The 17,745-nt window shown below is 73.2% G+C and carries 16 protein-coding genes; 5 read left to right on the forward strand and 11 right to left on the reverse strand.

Annotated elements, in window-relative coordinates:
- Positions 1-55: 55 nt before the first annotated feature.
- Genes FM112_RS10500 through FM112_RS10510 form a run of 3 tightly spaced genes read left to right on the forward strand, consistent with a single transcriptional unit; the run spans position 56 to position 5,168 of the window.
- Positions 56-751: a TetR family transcriptional regulator gene (locus tag FM112_RS10500; RefSeq protein WP_087007492.1), complete on the forward strand. Its 696-nt coding sequence runs from the start codon at positions 56-58 to the stop codon at positions 749-751.
- Positions 751-3,438, forward strand: a complete 2,688-nt coding sequence (locus tag FM112_RS10505) for an ABC transporter ATP-binding protein/permease (RefSeq protein WP_087007266.1) — start codon at positions 751-753, stop codon at positions 3,436-3,438. Before FM112_RS10500 ends, FM112_RS10505 begins: the two co-directional genes overlap by 1 nt.
- A complete protein-coding gene (locus FM112_RS10510) occupies positions 3,435-5,168 on the forward strand; it encodes an ABC transporter ATP-binding protein (RefSeq protein ID WP_087007268.1) in 1,734 nt (577 codons plus the stop codon). The genes FM112_RS10505 and FM112_RS10510 overlap by 4 nt, the downstream gene beginning before the upstream one ends.
- A 37-nt stretch (positions 5,169-5,205) precedes the next feature.
- Here FM112_RS10510 and FM112_RS10515 read toward each other — a convergent pair whose 3' ends face one another.
- Positions 5,206-5,718 carry a bifunctional nuclease family protein gene (locus FM112_RS10515; RefSeq protein WP_087007270.1) on the reverse strand — a complete coding sequence of 171 codons (513 nt, stop codon included), beginning with the start codon at positions 5,716-5,718 and terminating at the stop codon, positions 5,206-5,208.
- Positions 5,715-7,010 (reverse strand): SMI1/KNR4 family protein, encoded by a 1,296-nt coding sequence (locus tag FM112_RS10520; RefSeq protein WP_140400656.1) that lies wholly within the window; start codon positions 7,008-7,010, stop codon positions 5,715-5,717. Before FM112_RS10520 ends, FM112_RS10515 begins: the two co-directional genes overlap by 4 nt.
- Positions 7,011-7,203: 193 nt before the next feature.
- On the opposite strand from FM112_RS10520, the gene FM112_RS10525 reads away from it, so the two are divergent.
- On the forward strand, positions 7,204-7,902 hold the full coding sequence (locus FM112_RS10525) for an XRE family transcriptional regulator (protein ID WP_254910450.1): 699 nt from the start codon (positions 7,204-7,206) through the stop codon (positions 7,900-7,902).
- Positions 7,903-7,984: 82 nt separating this feature from the next.
- Here the strand turns inward: FM112_RS10525 and FM112_RS10530 are convergent, their stop codons facing one another.
- On the reverse strand, positions 7,985-8,323 hold the full coding sequence (locus FM112_RS10530) for a P-II family nitrogen regulator (protein ID WP_087007274.1): 339 nt from the start codon (positions 8,321-8,323) through the stop codon (positions 7,985-7,987).
- Positions 8,320-9,657: an ammonium transporter gene (locus FM112_RS10535; protein ID WP_087007276.1), complete on the reverse strand. Its 1,338-nt coding sequence runs from the start codon at positions 9,655-9,657 to the stop codon at positions 8,320-8,322. The genes FM112_RS10530 and FM112_RS10535 overlap by 4 nt, the downstream gene beginning before the upstream one ends.
- 156 nt (positions 9,658-9,813) lie before the next feature.
- On the opposite strand from FM112_RS10535, the gene FM112_RS10540 reads away from it, so the two are divergent.
- Entirely contained in the window at positions 9,814-10,239 is a 426-nt protein-coding gene (locus tag FM112_RS10540) for an RNA-binding S4 domain-containing protein (protein WP_087007278.1), read from the forward strand.
- 27 nt (positions 10,240-10,266) lie between these two features.
- Here the strand turns inward: FM112_RS10540 and FM112_RS10545 are convergent, their stop codons facing one another.
- The 7 genes from FM112_RS10545 to FM112_RS10575 all read right to left on the reverse strand — a co-directional run bounded on the left by FM112_RS10545 (position 10,267) and on the right by FM112_RS10575 (position 17,744).
- Complete coding sequence (locus tag FM112_RS10545; protein ID WP_087007281.1) at positions 10,267-11,559, reverse strand: alpha/beta hydrolase-fold protein; 1,293 nt, start codon at positions 11,557-11,559, stop codon at positions 10,267-10,269.
- Between the two features lie 59 nt (positions 11,560-11,618).
- Positions 11,619-12,740, reverse strand: a complete 1,122-nt coding sequence (locus FM112_RS10550) for an LLM class flavin-dependent oxidoreductase (protein WP_087007283.1) — start codon at positions 12,738-12,740, stop codon at positions 11,619-11,621.
- On the reverse strand, positions 12,737-13,546 hold the full coding sequence (locus tag FM112_RS10555) for an ABC transporter ATP-binding protein (RefSeq protein WP_087007285.1): 810 nt from the start codon (positions 13,544-13,546) through the stop codon (positions 12,737-12,739). Before FM112_RS10555 ends, FM112_RS10550 begins: the two co-directional genes overlap by 4 nt.
- Positions 13,547-13,562: 16 nt before the next feature.
- Complete coding sequence (locus FM112_RS10560) at positions 13,563-14,609, reverse strand: iron chelate uptake ABC transporter family permease subunit (protein WP_087007287.1); 1,047 nt, start codon at positions 14,607-14,609, stop codon at positions 13,563-13,565.
- A complete protein-coding gene (locus FM112_RS10565) occupies positions 14,606-15,694 on the reverse strand; it encodes an iron ABC transporter permease (RefSeq protein ID WP_217874520.1) in 1,089 nt (362 codons plus the stop codon). Before FM112_RS10565 ends, FM112_RS10560 begins: the two co-directional genes overlap by 4 nt.
- A complete protein-coding gene (gene fepB, locus FM112_RS10570) occupies positions 15,672-16,673 on the reverse strand; it encodes a Fe2+-enterobactin ABC transporter substrate-binding protein (RefSeq protein ID WP_087007289.1) in 1,002 nt (333 codons plus the stop codon). Before fepB ends, FM112_RS10565 begins: the two co-directional genes overlap by 23 nt.
- A 231-nt stretch (positions 16,674-16,904) precedes the next feature.
- Positions 16,905-17,744 (reverse strand): aldo/keto reductase, encoded by an 840-nt coding sequence (locus tag FM112_RS10575; protein ID WP_087007291.1) that lies wholly within the window; start codon positions 17,742-17,744, stop codon positions 16,905-16,907.
- Position 17,745 lies beyond the last annotated feature (1 nt).

Genomic DNA, 17,745 nt, shown 5'->3' on the forward strand with positions numbered 1-17,745 from the left:
CCTCCCAGAGAGTTAGGGTCACCTTAGTTATTGGCCCTAACTCGGGAGGCGCGTGGTGACGAACATCGGCGGGAGACCGCGTCGCATCGATCGGCGGGATATCCTCCGCGTCGGTCTCGGCATCGGACTCCGGGACCTCAGCCTCAACGCCGTGGCCTCAGCGCTCGGCGTCTCCGCGGCGGCGCTGTACCGGCACGTGGACGGGCGATGGGGGCTCGAGCAGCTGGTGGGGGAGCACCTGCTCGCCGAGCTGCGCCTGCCCGACGACCCGGAGCGGGACGCGGCGGGGCACCTCGTCGACTTCGGGCTCGCGCTGCGCGAGTCCGTGCTCGGCCATCCCGGCCTCGCCGCGTACCTGCAGACGCTCTTCCCGCGCGGGGACGGCGGCCGGGCGCTGCTCGTCGCCGAGATCGAGGCGCTCGGCCGCCGCGGCTACGCGCCGGCGACCGCGCTGGTGCTCGCGAGCGCCGTCGCCTCGCACACCATCGGCTACGCCGCCGGCGAGGAGATCCAGCGGGATCGGGGCGCGGAGCTCGAGCAGCACCGCGATCGCGTGCTGTCCGGGATCATGGCCGACGAGCGGCTCCAGCTCGCGCACACCGACCTGCCGCAGGTCGACTCGGCGGGCTATTTCCGGCTCGTGCTCATGGCGGTGGTCGACGGGCTCGTGGCCGCCGCGCCGAAGGATCGATCCGTGCACGAGGTGGTGGCCGCGCTCGAGGCGCGCCACTGCCGAGAGGCGGTGCGCTGATGGCGAAGCGGGGCTTCCAGGGCGCGATCATGCGCGGCTTCGGCGCCCGCGACCACATCGCGGTCGTCACGGGCAGGGAGTACCTCGCCGAGCACTTCGTGCGCGTGCGCATGACCTCCGAGACGCTCTTCGACGAGGCGGTGACGGGGCCGGCGGCCTGGGCCCGCTTCTGGTTCCCCGACCCCGACGGGGGCGAGGCCGAGTACCAGCGCGGCTACACCTTCAGCGAGGCCGATGCGGCCACCGGCGAGTTCGCCGTCGACTTCGTCCTGCACGAGCCCGCCGGCCCGGCCTCGATCTGGGCCAGGACGGCCGAGCCGGGCTCGGCCGTGCCGGTGCAGGCCGTCGCGACCACCCGATTCGACCTCCCGGCCGAGACGCCCGAGGGGTTCCTGCTCATCGGCGACTCCGCGTCGATCCCGGCCATCGGCGGGATCCTCGAGGCGCTGCCCCGAGACGTCCCGGTCGAGGTGTACCTCGAGCAGCACGAGGACGCGGACGCGACGATCCCGCTGCCGCGGCATCCCCTCGCGCGCATCCACCGACTGCCGCGGGAGGGCGCCGACTCGCTGGCCCGCGGCATCGAGGCGCGCGACTGGTCCAACTGGTACGCCTGGATCACGCCGGAGTCCGGCTCCCTCAAGCACCTGCGCACCCGGCTCCGCGACGAGTTCGGGTTCCCGAAGTCGGAGATGCACCCCCAGGCGTACTGGATCGAGGGCCGCTCCATGGGGAAGATGCGCAACGAGGACGCCGCGGATGCGGTGCCCGCGGCCGCATCCGTGTCCGAAACCGCGACCGTTCCCGGCGTCGCCGCGGGGGCCGACGGCGCGCGATCGCCCGAGCCGCAGCCCGAGTCCCGGCCACAGCCCGAGCCCGCCGCCTCCGCGCCCAGGGGCGAGTGGCGGGCGAACGCGGCCGGGCGGCTGCTCGCGCCCCTGCGGATCACCTTCTGGCTCGCGGGGATCCTGCAGGGCATCGTCACGCTCGTCGAGCTCGCGCCCTTCGTCCTGCTCGTCGAGCTGTCGCGGCTGCTGCTCGAGGGCGCCGAGCCCGCGCGGCTCTGGACGGTGGGCCTGTGGGCGGCGGGGCTCATGGCCGCGGGCGCGCTGTGCTCGGCGGGGCTGCTCCTCTGGCTCCACGCGGTGGATGCGCGGCTCTCGAGGGACCTCCGCCGCCGACTGCTCGGCAAGACGGCCCGCCTGCCGCTCGGCTGGTTCGACGCGCGAGGATCGGGCGGGGTCAAGCAGCTCATGCAGGACGACACGCTGTCGCTGCACTACCTCGTGACCCACGCGGTGCCGGACGCCGTCGCCGCGGCGCTCGCGCCGATCGCCGTGCTGGTGTACCTCTTCGTCGTCGACTGGCGGCTCGCGCTCGTCCTGCTCGTGCCGGTGCTCGTCTACGTCGTGACGATGTACGGCATGATCGTGCGCAGCGGGACGCGGACGCGCCAGGCGGTGGCCTGGTCCGAGCGCATGAACGAGGAGGCCGGCGCGTACCTCGAGGGGCAACCCGTGGTCCGCGTCTTCGGCGGGGCCGCGGCCTCCGGCTTCCGAGCGGCGCTGGGGGAGTACATCCGCTTCCTCGACGCCTGGCAGCGGCCCTTCACCGGGCAGAAGACGGTCATGGACCTCGCGACCCGCCCGGCGACCTTCCTGCTGCTCATCCTCGGGGTCGGCGCCCTGCTCGTGACCGGCGGCTCGATGGATCCCATCGCGCTCCTGCCCTTCCTGTTCCTCGGGACCACCTTCGGCGCGCGGCTCCTCGGCATCGGCTACGGACTCTCGGGGCTTCGGGAGGGGCTGCTCGCGGCCAAGCGCATCCAGGTGGTTCTCGACGAGCCCGAGCTCGAGACCCGTCCGGCGGAGGCGCCCGCGGCGAAGGGGCCCGTGGGCGAAACGGCCCCGGGGCTCGTGGAGTTCGAGGGCGTCGGATTCGCCTACCGCCCCGGGGCGCCGGTGCTGCAGGGCATCGATCTGCGGCTCGAGCCGGGCACCGTCACCGCGCTCGTCGGCCCGTCCGGCGCGGGCAAGTCCACCCTGGCCGCCCTCCTCGCGCGCTTCCACGACCCCGTCGACGGCGCCATCCGCGTCGGCGGCGCGGACCTCCGCGAGCTCGGCGCCGACGAGCTGTACTCCCGCGTGGGCTTCGTCTTCCAGCAGACGCAGCTCGTCCGCGGCACGGTGCGGGAGAACATCGCCCTCGCCGTCCCCGACGCCGACGACGACCGGGTGGTCGCGGCGGCGCGGGCCGCGAACATCCACGAGCGGATCCTGCGCCTCCCGGACGGGTACGAGACGGAGCTCGGCCCCGGAGCCGCGCTCTCCGGCGGCGAGCAGCAGCGGCTCACCATCGCCCGGGCGATCCTCGCCGACTCGCCGGTGCTCGTCCTCGACGAGGCGACCGCGTTCGCCGACCCCGAGTCCGAGCACCTCGTGCAGCAGGCGCTGAGCCGCCTCACCGCCGGTCGCACGGTGCTCGTCATCGCCCACCGGCTGCACACGATCACCCGCGTCGACCGGATCGCCGTGCTCGAGGAGGGGCGCCTCGTCGAATCCGGGACGCACGACGAGCTGCTCCGGCGCGACGGCACCTACCGCAGACTCTGGCACGCCGGCGGCTACGAGGAGCGCCCCGCCCGGGCATCCGAGCCGGCGGCCACCGGGAAGGAGACCCGCGCATGATCCGGACGTTCCTCGACCTGCTGCCGAGCGGCAGCCGCGCGCGCCTCGCAGCGCACCTGGCACTGACCCTGCTGAGCGTCGCGCTGCGCGCCGCCGGCATCGTGCTCCTGGTGCCCGCCCTCGCCGCGCTGTTCGGCCCCGAGCCCGCAGGAGCCTGGCCGTGGATCGGCGCACTGGCGGCCGCGACCGTCGCGGGCTGGATCGTCGACTGGGTCGTGGCCCGCATCGGCTTCGACCTCGGCTTCGGACTCCTCGAGCACGGGCAGGCCGCCGTCGCGGAGCGCATCGCCCGAATCCGGCTCGGCTGGTTCGACGTCGAGCATGCGGCGGCCGCGCGACGCGCCGTGGCGGCCACCGGCCCGGAGCTCGTCGGGCTCATCGGCTATCTCGTGACCCCGCTGCTCAGCGCCGTGCTGCTGCCGATCGCGATCGGGGTCGCGCTCCTCCCGATCGCGTGGCCGCTGGGCGTCGCCGCGCTCATCGGCGCACCGCTCCTGCTCGGCGCCTTCTGGGCCTCCTCCGCCCTCGGCCGGCGGGCGGACGCCGAGGCGGCGGCGACGAACAGCGATCTCACCGAGCGGATCGTCGAATTCGCCAGGGTGCAGCAGGCGCTGCGGGCCTCGCGTCGGGTCGAGCCGGCGCGCAGCAGCGCGGGCGAGGCGCTCGCCCGCCAGCACGGGGCCGGCATGCGCCTGCTCCTGATGCAGGTGCCGGGGCAGATCGTCTTCAGCCTCGCGACGCAGCTCGCGCTGATCGTCCTGGCCGGCACGACCGTGCTGCTCACCACCGGCGGAGCCGTGAGCATCCCCGAGGCGATCGCGCTCATCGTCGTGATCGTCCGCTACCTCGACCCGTTCCTCTCGCTGGGCGGGCTCGCCCCCGGCCTCGAGTCGGCCTCGCGCACGCTGCGCGACATCGGGCGCGTGCTCGACGCCGAGCCGGTGCGCGAGGGCGCCGAGCGCGTGCCGGCCGCCGACGCCCCCGCGATCGAGCTCCGGGGGGTCGGGTTCCACTACGGCGACCCGGCGCAGCCCGTGCTGGAAGGGCTCGACCTCCGGATCGAGGCGGGCACGACCACCGCGATCGTCGGCCCCTCCGGCTCGGGCAAGAGCACCGTCCTGGCGCTCATCGCGGGCCTGCACGAGCCGACCTCGGGGCGGGTGCTGGTGGAGGGCGTCGACCTCGCCGCCCTCGATGCGGGCAGCCGCGCCGCGCTCATCACCATGGTCTTCCAGCAGCCCTTCCTCTTCGACGGCACGATCCGCGAGAACGTGCTCGTCGGCGCCCCGGGCGCCCGGGAGGCCGCGCTCGAGCACGCCGCACGGCTCGCCCGCGTGGATGCGGTCGTCGCGGGCCTGCCCCGCGGCTGGGAGACGCGTACGGGCGAGGGTGGCGCATCGCTCTCCGGCGGGGAGCGGCAGCGCGTCTCCATCGCGCGGGCGCTGCTCAAGCCGGCGCCCGTCCTGCTCGTGGACGAGGCGACCAGCGCGCTCGACACCGAGAACGAGGCGGCCGTGGTGGCCGCGCTGGAGGAGGACCCCAGGCGCCGCACCCGGGTGATCGTCGCCCACCGGCTCGAGAGCGTCCGGCGCGCGGACCGGGTCCTGTTCCTCGAGGAGGGCCGGATCGTGGAGGACGGGCCGGTGGAGGCGCTCCTGCGGGCGAGCGGTCGGTTCGCCGAGTTCTGGCGGCGGCAGGACGCGGCCTCGGGGTGGCGGATCCGCGACTAGGCCGTTCCTCCGTCCTTCCGCCGCGCCTCGGCGCCGCTCAAGCGCGGTCGTCGTCCGGGTCGATCTTGAAGTCCTCCGGCTCGACCTGCTCGACGAACTCGCGGAACTCCGCGATCTCCGCCTCCTCGTCGTCGTCCTGCACCTCGGTCTCGACGCCGACCTCGTCAAACACGTCGTCCGCGACCCAGACCGGCGCCCCCACGCGGGAGGCGAGCGCGATGGCGTCGGAGGGCCGCGCATCCAGGGTCTCCGAGCCGGCGGGGGTCACAAGGTCGATCTCTGCGTAGAACGTGTCCTCGCTGAGCCGGGGGATCGCGACCCGCTCGACACGGCTGTCGGTGGCCCGCAGCAGCGAGGCCATGAGGTCGTGCGAGAGCGGGCGCTCCACCGCGGTGCCCTGCACGGCGGCGAGGATGGAGGCCGCCTCCTGCGAGCCGATCCAGACGGGCATCACCTTCTGGGCGCGCACCGGGTCGTCGATCGGCTTGAGCAGAATCACGGGCTGCTGGCGCAGATCGATCGCGAGACCGATGACTTCGACACGGATCACAGGGGGCCTCCCGGGGTCGAACGGCTGGCGTTCCAGTCTAACGGCGGCAGGTCGTCCAAGCCGAGGCCCTCGAGGAGCGCGTCGGCGTGCTCGAGCAGCTCCTCGACCGACCAGGCGTCGGCAGCCAGGAACATCGTGCCGCCTGCGAACCCGGTCGTGGTGAACGCGTCGGCCGCCGCGGGGAGCGGACGGCCCTCGAGCAGATCGTCGCGGAACCACATCCGGTAGCCCCGGGGCGTCTTCTTGGCGTTGCGTCGCGCCCGGGCCAGGCGGGTGTTGCCGGCGACGAAGACGCGGGGCTCGAAGGCCTCGATGGATCGGGCCGCGAGGAAGTCGACGAGCGGGATGTCGGGCTCCTCCTCGGGCGCGACCGGCTGGAACTTGACGAGGAACTGGTCGTGGTTCGGACGATCGTGGTTCCGCCAGAGGTTCAACGTGCACCGGGAGCCGGAGGGGACCTCGAGGCGCAGCGTCGTGGTGAGTGACCACCCCTCGCCGCCTGCCGAGGTCTCGGCCGCGCCCGCGAGGATGCTCCTGAGATGCTGCGAGCCGCCGTCCCACTCGGCATCGGCGAACGTCCACCGCCGGTCGCCGAAGACCGGCCTGACTGCGTCCGTGAAGCGGAGGAGGGGCGCCGCGAGATCCTGGGGCCGGAGGACGCGGCGGCCGCCGAACGAGGTGATGTTGGCGCCGACGCTCCACGGCTCCGTGCCCGCGTCGGCGGCTGCCTCCGCGCGGCTCGGCCCGGGTGCGGGCCTCGGCTCCTCGCCCCGGACCTTCGCGAGGTGCGCGGCGAGGAAATCGCCGAACGTCTCGTGCGCCTCGACCACGCCGAGGCTCCCCTCGATGTATCCGGGAGCGGCGATCACGCGCGGCTGCACCCGGCCCTCCCGGATCGGCATCACGAACACCGCGCCCCACCACCGGTCGATGCCGATCTGCAGGTGATGCCGGGGGTCGAGCCCCAGACGTTCGAGCTCGCCGGCCCGGGCGTGCCAGGGCAGCGCGGTGGAGTCCGTCCCCAGCGAGGCGGGGTCCGCGAGCTGGGCGGCGGACGCGAGCTCGAGCCCCTTCGAGGTCTCGCGCGGAATGCCGTATTCGCGCGGATTCCAGCCGTTCTGCAGCCCGAGATACCGGCGGTGCTCGGGGTCGAGCGTCGCGCCGAGGCGCCGTTCGAGGTCCTCGAGCTCGGCCTCGGAGGCGCCGGCAGGCGGTGCTCCCGCAGACCGATCCTCGAGCATCGAGCGGGTCGCGCGGTCCCATTCGCGGATCACATCGTGTTTCGTCTCCATGCGAAGACGCTAGCGCGGAAGCTTGGCAGGCGGATGCATCCCGGAATTGTCCTCGGATCCGAGCGGCGGCTCGTCGTTCCGCCGGGAAGGGGAGTAGATTCCTTGGGAGACGCGGCGCGCGGTGCGGCTGCGAGACGACTTGCTGTGCCCGGCGCCGTTGCGCGCCCGCGGCAGAGGGAAGGGTAGGAGGAACTTGGAGCCCACCGAGAAGGTCCCCGGACACGAGCTGAGCCCCCCGGTGGAGGGCGGCCGCCCGCAGGCGACGCCGCCGAAGTCGCTCGAGCAGTCGATCGCCGAGAGCACCAGGCAGATGCGGCTCGCGCGCGGGCTCACGCTCGCGGAGCTCGCCTCCCGGGTGGGCATCAGCCGGCAGATGCTGTCGAAGATCGAGAACGCGCAGACCTCCGCGAGCCTCGCCACGGTCGACGCGCTCGCCAAGGGCCTCGAGGTGCCGGTGACGAGCCTGTTCCGCGCGGCCGACTTCGAGACCCAGGCCGTCTTCGTCAAGGCGGGCCGCGCCCCGGAGACGGTGCGACGCGGCAGCAACCTCGGCCATCGGTACCAGCTGCTGGGCGCGCTGTCGGGGCACAACGCGAATCTCGAGCCCCTGCTCGTGACCCTCACCGACGACAGCCAGGCATTCCCGCTGTTCCAGCACACGGGCAGCGAGTTCGTCTACATCATCGAGGGCGTCATGGACTACCAGCACCAGGAGACGACCTATCGGATGGAGCCGGGCGACAGCATCCTCTTCGACGGCGAGGGCGTGCACGGCCCGGCGCAGATCGTCGAGGCGCCGGTGCGCTTCCTCTCCGTCTTCGCCTCGCAGGAGCGCAGGCTCGACACGTTCGGCGACGGCCGGTCGTCGAACGGCGAGAACGGCCACCGCTAGCCGGGGATGGATTCGGCTCCAGCGCCGTGCCGCTGGAGCCGAATCCGGTTCTTCGACGGGGCCCGCTCCCGTCCGCGCGCGGCTAGAGGGCCGCGTCGCCCCGTTCGCCGGTGCGAATGCGAACGGCGTCGTCGACCGTGGTGGACCAGACCTTGCCGTCGCCCACCTCGCCAGTGCGGGCGGAACCCGTGATGACCCGGATGACGTCCTCAGCGGCCTCGTCGGCGACGAGGATCTCGAGCCGGACCTTCACCACGAAGTCGATCGTGAACTCCGCGCCGCGGTACACCTCCCGGTGGCCGAGCTGGCGGCCGTAGCCGGAGCACTCGCTCACGGTCATCCCGGTGATGCCGTGCTGTGCGAGGGCGACTTGGACATCGGTGAGGACGTCGGGCTGCAGGATTGCGGTGATGAGTTTCACTGGGAGACCTCTTCCTTGGTTTCCGCGGTCGCGGGGACCACGATGCTGCTCTTGACATGCTGCTTCGAGTAGGGGAGCAGGGAGAAGTCGTAGCTCGTCTCCGCGTGCTCGGCGACGTCGATGCCGCGCGACTCGTCGTGGCTCGAGACGCGGAGGCGGCCGCCCATGACGCCCTTCAGCACGAGCGCGATGATGCTCGTCATGACGAAGCTGTAGCCGAGCACCGCGCCCGCGCTCAGCGCCTCGGCGCCCAGCAGGCCCAGGCCGCCGCCGAACAGCAGCCCCGCCTCGCCGGCCGGAGCGGCGGGGTCGGCGAGGAGGCCGATCGAGAGCGTGCCGATGAGGCCCGCGACGAGGTGCACGCCGACCACGTCGAGCGAGTCGTCGTAGCCGAGGCGGTTCTTGAGGCCGATCGCGAGGGATGCGCCGACGCCGCTGAGGATGCCGATGACGAGCGCGCCGAGGGGCGTCACGGAGTCGGCGGCCGGGGTGATGCCCACGAGACCGGCGACGATGCCCGAGGCGGCGCCCAGCGAGGTGGGACGGCCGTCGCGGAGCCGCTCCACCACGAGCCAGGCGAGCATGCCCGCCGCCGGCGCGGCGATGGTGTTCACGTAGGCGAACGCCGCGGTCTGGTTGGCGCCGAGCGCCGAGCCGGCGTTGAACCCGAACCAGCCGAACCACAGCAGCGCGGCGCCCAGCATCACGAAGGGCAGGTTGTGCGGGCGCATCGGCGAGGCGCGGAAGCCCAGGCGCGGGCCGAGCACGAGGCAGAGCGCGAGGGCGGCCGCGCCGGCGTTGATGTGGATCGCGGTGCCGCCGGCGAAGTCGAGCGCGCCGATCGTGTTCGCGATGAACCCGCCGTGCTCGGAGACCGAGCCGTCGAAGGCGAAGACCCAGTGGGCGGCGGGGAAGTAGACGAGCAGCGCCCACAGCGCGGCGAAGACGATCCACGCCGAGAACCGCATGCGATCGGCCACGGCGCCGCTCACGAGCGCCACGGCGATGACCGCGAAGGCCGCCTGGAAGCCGACGAAGGCGAGCGTCGGGATGGTGTCGACGACGGCGCCCTCGTCGAGGAGGGCCACGAGGCCGGGGAAGTCGAAGGGGTTGCCGATCACCCCGCCGATCGAGTCGCCGAAGACGAGCGAGAAGCCGACCAGCACCCACAGCACGCCGACGACGCCCATCGTGACGATCGACATCATGATCATGTTCAGGACGCTCTTGGCGCGCACCATGCCGCCGTAGAAGAACGCCAGCCCCGGAGTCATGAGCAGTACGAGCGCGGCGCTGATCAGCACCCACGCGGTGTCGCCCGCGGAGATATCCATATTCACCCTCCCGAAGAGTCGCGGTCGGGGAACTGCCCTCAGTCCCCCTGTGTGGGACAAAGGTAACTGTTGGTGGAACTATGTGTCAACTGAAAAGGGCGCATGTCTACTTGTGGATGCGCTCGACGGTGGGGTATCGCCTAGGATGGACGCATCATGACGGACAGCGTGCGAATCGATGCGTGGCTCTGGTCGGTGCGCGTCTACAAGACCAGGTCGGCCGCCACCGCCGCCGTGCGCGGCGGCAAGGTGCGGGTGAACGACAACCACGTCAAGGCCTCGTACGGTGTGCGCATCGGGGACCGGGTGCGCGTGCGCATCGACGGCTTCGACCGCATCCTCGTGGTCAAGGCGCTGCTGCAGAAGCGGGTCGGCGCGCCCGTCGCCGCGACGGCCTACGAGGACCGCTCCGCGCCGCTGCCGCCGCGCGAGCTGCGCCGGCCGCCGGCCATCCGCGAGCGCGGGGCCGGCCGTCCCACCAAGCGCGAGCGCCGCGAGCTCGACCGCCTGCTCGCGCAGGACGAGCGCGACCTGGATCGGATCCGGGCGGAGCTGCTCGGCGAAGCGCAGCCCGAGGACTGAGCCGCGGCCGTTCGGCAGGGGGGCGCCTCAGCGCCCCGCCGCGGCGTCGATCGCCCGGACGAGCCCATCGGGGAGCAGCGCCTGCCACCAGTGCGCGTCGTGCCCGCCGACGGCGGTGTCGAAGGAGAGCAGGCCGCCCTGCACGCGCAGCAGCTCGGCGGCCTGGCGGATATCCCGGAACAGGTCCCATTCGAGCACTCCGCCCTGGAGGACGAGCGGGGAGGGCCGTGCCGCGGCGGCGCGCTCGCCGAACCAGGTGCCCCGGCCCTCGCCGAACCGGCCGCTGTTGGGCCACCAGAACGACGGGGACTGCGCGACCCCGGCCAGCACGAGGTCGGGGTCGCGGGTCGCGGCGAGCGCGGTGAAGAGCCCGCCGAGGCTCTGCCCCGCGAGGATGAGGCCGGCGCTCCGCGGGGCTCCCGCCGCGCGCACCGCTTCGAGCAGCGCGCGCATCGCCTCGGCGTCGGCCGTGTAGTCGACCGTCCGCTGCCGGGGGCCGCCGGACTCCAGCAGGAGCACGTGGACCGGCTCGCAGCCGCCCGCATCGATGCGTCGCTCGAGCTCCGCGACGATCGGGTACTGCTCGTGCCACACCTCGCCGTCGAGGAGCAGCACGGCGGGCGACTCCGGGGTCGCGCGGGGATGCGACCAGCGGTGCAGCGCGAGCGGCTCGCCGTTCGAGGGGCTCGGGATGCGCACGGGCCCGTCGAGCTCGGCGCGCTCGGCGAGGCGCAGCTCCGGGGCGCCCGGCCCGCGGCCGACGGCCAGGCGCACGGGGCCGAGCTTGTTCGGCGCGTACTCGCGCGCGTGCGGATCCTCGACGAGCCGGGCGCGCAGCCCGGCCGCGAGCGCCATGTCGACCGGCGCGTGGAGCCGCGGCGCGGGCAGCGGCGAATCGGGGAGGACGAACTGATACGTGCCGAGCCAGGCGGACGGCAGCTCGAGCGTCAGCGAGTGCAGCCGGGTCTCCGCGATCGGCGCGAGGGCGGTATCGGCCGGGTCGAGGATGTCGCTGATCTTGTTGGCGAACAGCAGGACTCCGTGGGGCGCCTCGCCGTGCCAGAGGAAGGTGACGAGGACCTCGCCGTCGTCCCCCGCGGCCGGCTCGACGAGCGGGGTCCCCTGGGCGCGCAGGGCCGTCGCGAGCTCCGCCGCCCGCCGCTCGCGCTCCTCCGGGCCGGCGATCACGGCGAGCTCGGCCCGCACCGCCTCGACGCGCGGCGATTCGGCCACGGGCAGCGGCCACGGGCGGATCGAGTGCGGCGGCATGGTGGGATCGCGGCGGGCGCCGTGCTGCGGTGCGGTTCGTGCTGCGGACATCGGGGATGCTCCTTCTCTGGCGATGCGGTTCGGGGATGGTCGGGTTCGGGCGGCCGGGGCTACCGGTCGTCGGCGCGGAGCCGGCTCGCGAGCGTGCCGGGCCCGTATCCGGCGGGGAATCGTCCGGCGGCGACGAGGGCCGGGACGACCTCCTCGGCGAAGAGCTCGAGGGAGCGCCAGGAGCCCATGGGCAGGGCGATGACGCCGTCGGCCGCGCCCGCGTCGAGCCGCTCGAGGATGCGATCCGCGGCGGCGCGCGGGGTGTCGGCGACGGTCCAGTGCCGGACGTGAGCGGGCGCGCGGATCCCGCTGCGCTCCGCCGACTCCCGGGCCTCCTGCCGCGTCTCGGCCAGCCAGAGCGAGAGCCCGGGCAGGATGCGGGGCGAGGGGCGCCCGGCCGCGGCGGCGAGCCGGGCGGCCTCGCGACGGAGCCGGATGCCGTCCTCGGGCTCCGCGGTCATGGCGAAGATCGCATCGGCGCGGCGCGCGGCGAATGCCAGCGAGGCCGCGGAGCCCCCGGCGTGGAGGAGCGGCAGCGCCGACTCCTCGAACGCCGGCGCGGTGAGCGGGCCGGTCGCGCGGAACGGCCCGTGGGGCTCCGCCGTGCGCACCGCGCCGGGGTCGGCGAACTCGCCCGACTCCCGGTTGAGCCGGAGCACGCCGGCGGGGAAGGTGGCCCGCAGCTCCTCGACGGCCGCGACGAACTCCTCGGCCCGGCGGTACGGGTCATCGACCGGCGGGACGTCGGGGAAGCGGCCGGGATCGGCGAGCGAGGTGACGACGTTCCAACCGGTCCGGCCCTCGGAGAGCCGGTCGAGCGACTGCAGCTGCCGGGCGGCGGAGTACGCCTGCGCGAACGTCGAGGAGAGCGTGGGGACGAGGCCGATCCGGGAGGTCGTCGCGGCGAGCGCGCTCATCACGACGATCGGGTCGAGCGAGGCGAACCCCGGCTCGCGGGACATCGGGGCGGGATCGAGCACGATCGCGTCCGGGCGGAACACGAAGTCGAGCCCGGCGGCCTCGGCGAGTCTCGCCGCCCGCAGCGGGAACTCGAGCGAGAACATCGTCTCGACGCCGCTGTCCCGGCGCCGCCAGGCGTCGCCCTTCAGCCAGGTGGGCGAGAGCGAGAGGCCGATGACGGCGCGCTCGCGAGCCGCCGGGACGCCGTCCGCGGCCGTCACGAGGAGGGGGCCGCGGTGCTGCTGGCGATCGGCACGACCATCGGCGTCTCGAACACGGGATCGCTGAGCACCCGGGCGGTGAGGCCGAAGACGTCCTCGAGCAGGGGCTCGGTGAGCACCTCCTCGGGCCGGCCGCTCGCGGCGAGCGCGCCGTCCTTCATCACGACGAGATGATCGGCGTACCGGGCGGCCTGGTTCAGGTCGTGCAGCACGAGCACCATGGTGCGCGACTCCTCGCGGTTGAGGCGCCGGCAGAGCTCGAGCACGTCGAGCTGATGGGCGATGTCGAGGAACGTGGTCGGCTCGTCGAGGAGCATCGTCGGGGTGTCCTGCGCCAGCAGCATCGCGATCCAGACCCGCTGCCGCTGCCCGCCGGAGAGCTCCTCGACGGCGCGGTCCGCGAGGTCGATCACGCCAGTCGAGCGCATCGCGAGGTCCACGGCGCGCTCGTCGTCCTGCGACCACTGCTGCAGCATCCGCTGATGCGGGAACCTGCCGCGGGCGACGAGATCCGCGACGGTGATGCCGAACGGCGCCGTCGAGGACTGGGGGAGCAGTCCGAGGCGCTTCGCGAGCGTTTTCGGGGCCAGCGAGCGGACGTCCTCCCCGCCGAGCAGGACGCGCCCGGCATCGGGGACGAGCAGGCGCGAGAGCGCGCGCAGGAGGGTCGACTTGCCGCACGCGTTCGGGCCGATGATGATCGTGACCTCGCCCTCGGGGATCGAGACGGTGAGATCGCGCGCGATCTCGCGGGCGTCGTAGGAGAGCGTGACGCGCTCGGCGTGGAGCGAGGAGGGGGATGGCATTGGGGATCCTTGCATGTCAGACCTGCTTGGAGCGGGTCAGGAGCCAGATGAGGTAGAAGCCGCCGATGATGCCGGTGATGCGGCCGATCGGCAGCGTCGCGGTGACCGGCAGCAGCTGGCCGATGAGGTCGGCGACGAGGAGCATCGCGGCGCCCATCGCCCCGGCGCTGAACACCGGCATGGACCGCGAGCGCGAGAGGCGGATGACGAGCTGCGGCGCCGCGAGCGCGATGAACGCGATCGGGCCGGCCGCGCCCGTGGCGAGCCCGGCGAGCACCACGGCGGCGAGCATGAGCAGCAGCCTGGTCCGCTCGACGCGCACGCCGAGCTGCTGCGAGAGGTCGTCGCCCATCTCCATGAGGGAGGCGCGGCGCCCGAGCGCGCCGATGAACGGCACGATGAGGACCACGCCGATCATGACGGGCAGGGCGTGGCCCCAGTTGCGGGCGTCGAGCGAGCCGGAGAGCCAGAGGTTCGCGGCGATGGCGTTGTCGAGCTCGCCCAGCACGAGCATGAGCCCGTTGAGCGCGCCGAGCACCGCGCCGACCCCGATGCCCACGAGCACGAGCCGGTAGCCGCCCGTCACCCCGCCCTTGCGGGAGAGCAGGTACACGGCGGCGGCGGTGAGGATGCCGCCCGCGACCGCGCTCAGGGCGATCTCGAGCGGGGTGCCCTGGAAGATCACGATCTGCGTGATCGCGCCCGTGGCGGCGCCGGTCGTGAAGCCGATGATGTCCGGCGAGCCGAGGGCGTTGCGCGAGACCGACTGGAAGACGGCGCCGGAGACCCCCAGCGCGGCGCCGGCGAAGATCGCGGTGAGCACGCGGGGGAGGCGCAGGTTCTGCACCACGTGCGTATTGCGCCCGTCCTCGCCGCCGAAGAGCGCCGAGAGCACGTCGCCCATGGAGATGTCGAGGCTGCCGACGGTCATGGCGAAGACGCCGAGGACGAGCAGCAGCGCGAGCAGCACCGCGGTGACGGCGACGAGCCGCGGCGAGACGAGCACGGAGAAGCGCCGGGTGCGCCAGACGGCGCGGCGGGGCGGGGCTTCGGTTCGGGTCACAGTTGCACCATCCTGCGGCGGCGGACGAGGTAGACGAAGAAGGGGCCTCCCAGCAGCGCGACCATGATGCCGACGCTCACCTCGCCCGCGACGGGCAGGGCGCGCCCCAGCGTGTCCGCGAACACGAGCAGGAAGGCGGAGATGAGCGCGGAGTAGGGCAGCACCCAGCGGTGGTCGACCCCGACGATGAGCCGCGCGAGGTGGGGCGCGGCGAGCCCGAGGAAGGCGATGGGGCCGGCGGCTGCGGTGGCGGCGCCCGCGAGGACGATCACGACGACCCCCGAGAGGGCCCAGACGCGCGAGGGGTTGCCGCCCAGGGATTTGCTGAGGTCCTCGCCGAGCATCGCGGCATCGAGCGCCCGCGAGAGGAAGAAGGCGGCGACCAGGCCGAGCGCGACGACCGGGGCCACCGCGGCGAGCACGTCGTAGCCGCGGCCGGCGAGGGAGCCGACCATCCAGTGCCGGTACCGGTCGAAGACGTCCTCGGGGCCGTTCACGAGCACGAACTGGGTGAGCGCCGTCATCACGACCGAGAACGCGGCCCCGGCCAGCACCAGGCGCACGGGATTCGTGCCGCGGCGCACGCCGCCGAGCAGGTACACCGCGACGCCCGCCGCGGCCGCGCCGACGAAGCCGAGCAGCATGTACCCGAAGACGTTGGCGATGCCGAAGAACGAGATGCCCGTCGCGATCGCGAGGGCGGCGCCGCCGTTGACGCCGAGGATCCCGGGCTCGGCCAGCGGATTGCGGGTGAGCGACTGCATGATCACGCCCGCGACCCCGAGCGCGAGCCCGACGACCACCGAGAGCAGGGCGCGCGGGATCCGCTGATGGAACACCAGCAGGTGCGCGGAATCCTCCGGGTCGAACGCGAAGATCGCCTGCCAGGTGTCGGCGAGCGCGATCTCGCGGACGCCGATGCAGGCGCTGAAGAACATCGTCACCGCGATCGCGATGACGAGGGGGACGACTCCGAGCCGGCGCCGACGGCGCATCCGCGCGGTGACGGGGGAGGACGACGGGGCGGGGCGGCGCCGGGCGGACCCGGCGCCGCCGCGCCGACTAGTTGCCGAAGTGGTTGACAACGCTGTCGACGATCTCCGTGGCGCTGTACTTGTCGATGCGGAAGGAGTTCAGCCCGAGGCCGTACACCTGCCCGTCCTGCACGGAGGGCAGATTGGCGAGGGTCGGGTCCTCCACGAACGCCTTCGCGCCCTCGTCGTCCTGGCTCAGGATGAATGTGGTGTCGGCGGTGAGCTCGGTGAGGTTCTCGTAGGAGGCGAAGACGAAGTCCTCTCGCTCCTGCGGCTGGGTGTGCCAGTCGGGGTTCGGCTCCTCGATCTCGAAGCCGAGCTGGGCGAGCAGCTGCCCGTGCGGGCCCTCGGCGCGGCCGATGGGGTTGCCCTCGCTGGGGCCGTTGTAGGAGACGATGTTCGCCTGGCCCTCGGGCACGGTGATGCTCGAGGCGGCGTCCTCGACGTAGGCGTCGAACTCGTCGATGCTCGCCTGCGCCTGCTCCTCGAGGCCGGTGGCCTCGCCGAGCTCGACCGCGAGGTCCTGCCAGGTCTGCGCGCCGTAGTCGACGACGATCGTCGGCGCGATCTGCTGCAGCTCGGCGACCTGGTCGGCGACGGAGTCGGCGCCGGTCGCGGCGACCACGATGAGGTCCGCGTCGTAGGCGTAGGCCGCCTCGATGTCGACCTCGCCCGCCGACCACAGGTTCTCCACGCCCTGCTCCTCGGCGACGTCCGCCCACTGGGCGAAGAAGTCGCCGGCGGCGTCGGTGCCCGAGGCGACCAGCGGCGCGTCGATCGCGAGCAGCGTGCCCGAGACCGAGACGGAGGTCGAGACGATGTTCTGCGGCTGCTCGGGGATCTCGGTGGTGGTGCCGTCCGCGTTCTCGAAGGTGCGGGGCCAGGTGCCGCCGTCGGTCGAGGAGGCATCGCCCTCGCCGGTGGATTCGGGCGCGGCGTCGGAGGCGCAGCCGGCGAGCGCGAGGGCGCCGACGGAGAGCGCGGCGAGCCCGGCCAGCAGTCGGGAGCGCGTGGAGCGCGAACGGTTCATGATCGTCCTTTCGGGGGTCGACGATGCGTCGAAGGCCGGCACCGCGGCGGCGAGGGATTCGCGTGGCCGTGGAAGGGCCGGATTCGCGCATCACTGAGCATTGGCTAGGCAAGGCTAGCCTAACCGGAAGGTGTTCGGAATGCCGGGACGCGAACCGGGGGAGAACGGGCTGAAAAACAGCGAGGGGCCGGCGCCGCGATCAAGCATCGCGGCGCCGGCCCCTCGCCGTCGCTAGTGCACGTCGTAGGGGCTGGAGCCGACGCGGCCCGTGCCGTCGAGCGGATCGAGCGCGTCGATCGCCGCGACCTCCGCGTCGTCGAGCGCGAAGTCGAAGACCTCGAGGTTCTCCCGCAGGCGCTCCTCCCGGACCGACTTCGGGAACACGATGTGGCCGTGCTGCAGGTGCCAGCGGATGACGGCCTGCGCCGGGGTGATGCCGTGGGCCGCGGCCGCCTCGGCCACCGCGGGCTCGCCGAACAGGTCGTACTTGCCCTGGCCGAGCGGTCCCCACGCCTCGACGCGCGCGCCGTGCCTCGCGCACCACTCCTTGACCGCGCGCTGCCCGTGCGCGGGATGGAGCTCGACCTGGTTCACGGCCGGCACCACGCCCGTGGCCGCGAGGATGTCGTCGAGGTGCTCCGGCTCGAAGTTGGACACGCCGATGCTGCGGGCGAGGCCAGCGTCGCGCAGCCCCACGAGCGAGGTCCACGCCTGCACGTGATTGCTCCGCCGGGGCGTCGGCCAGTGCACGAGGTAGAGGTCGACCTGTTCGAGGCCGAGCCGCTCGAGGCTCTCCTCGGTCGCGGCCCGGGGCTCCTCGCCCTCGTGGCGGTCGTTCCAGAGCTTGGTGGTGATGAAGAGCTCGTCGCGCGGAATGCCGCTGCTCGCGATCGCGCGGCCGACGCCCTCCTCGTTCCCGTAGATCGCGGCGGTGTCGATGTGCCGGTAGCCGATCTCGAGGGCGCGGCTCACGTGCCGCTCCGTCTCCTCGGGCGGCACCTGGAAGACGCCGTAGCCGAGCTGGGGGATGCTGTTGCCGTCGTTGAGTTCGATCCGGGGTATATCTGCCATC

The sequence above is a fragment of the Gulosibacter sp. 10 genome, from assembly GCF_900163695.1.
Taxonomy (GTDB): domain Bacteria; phylum Actinomycetota; class Actinomycetes; order Actinomycetales; family Microbacteriaceae; genus Gulosibacter.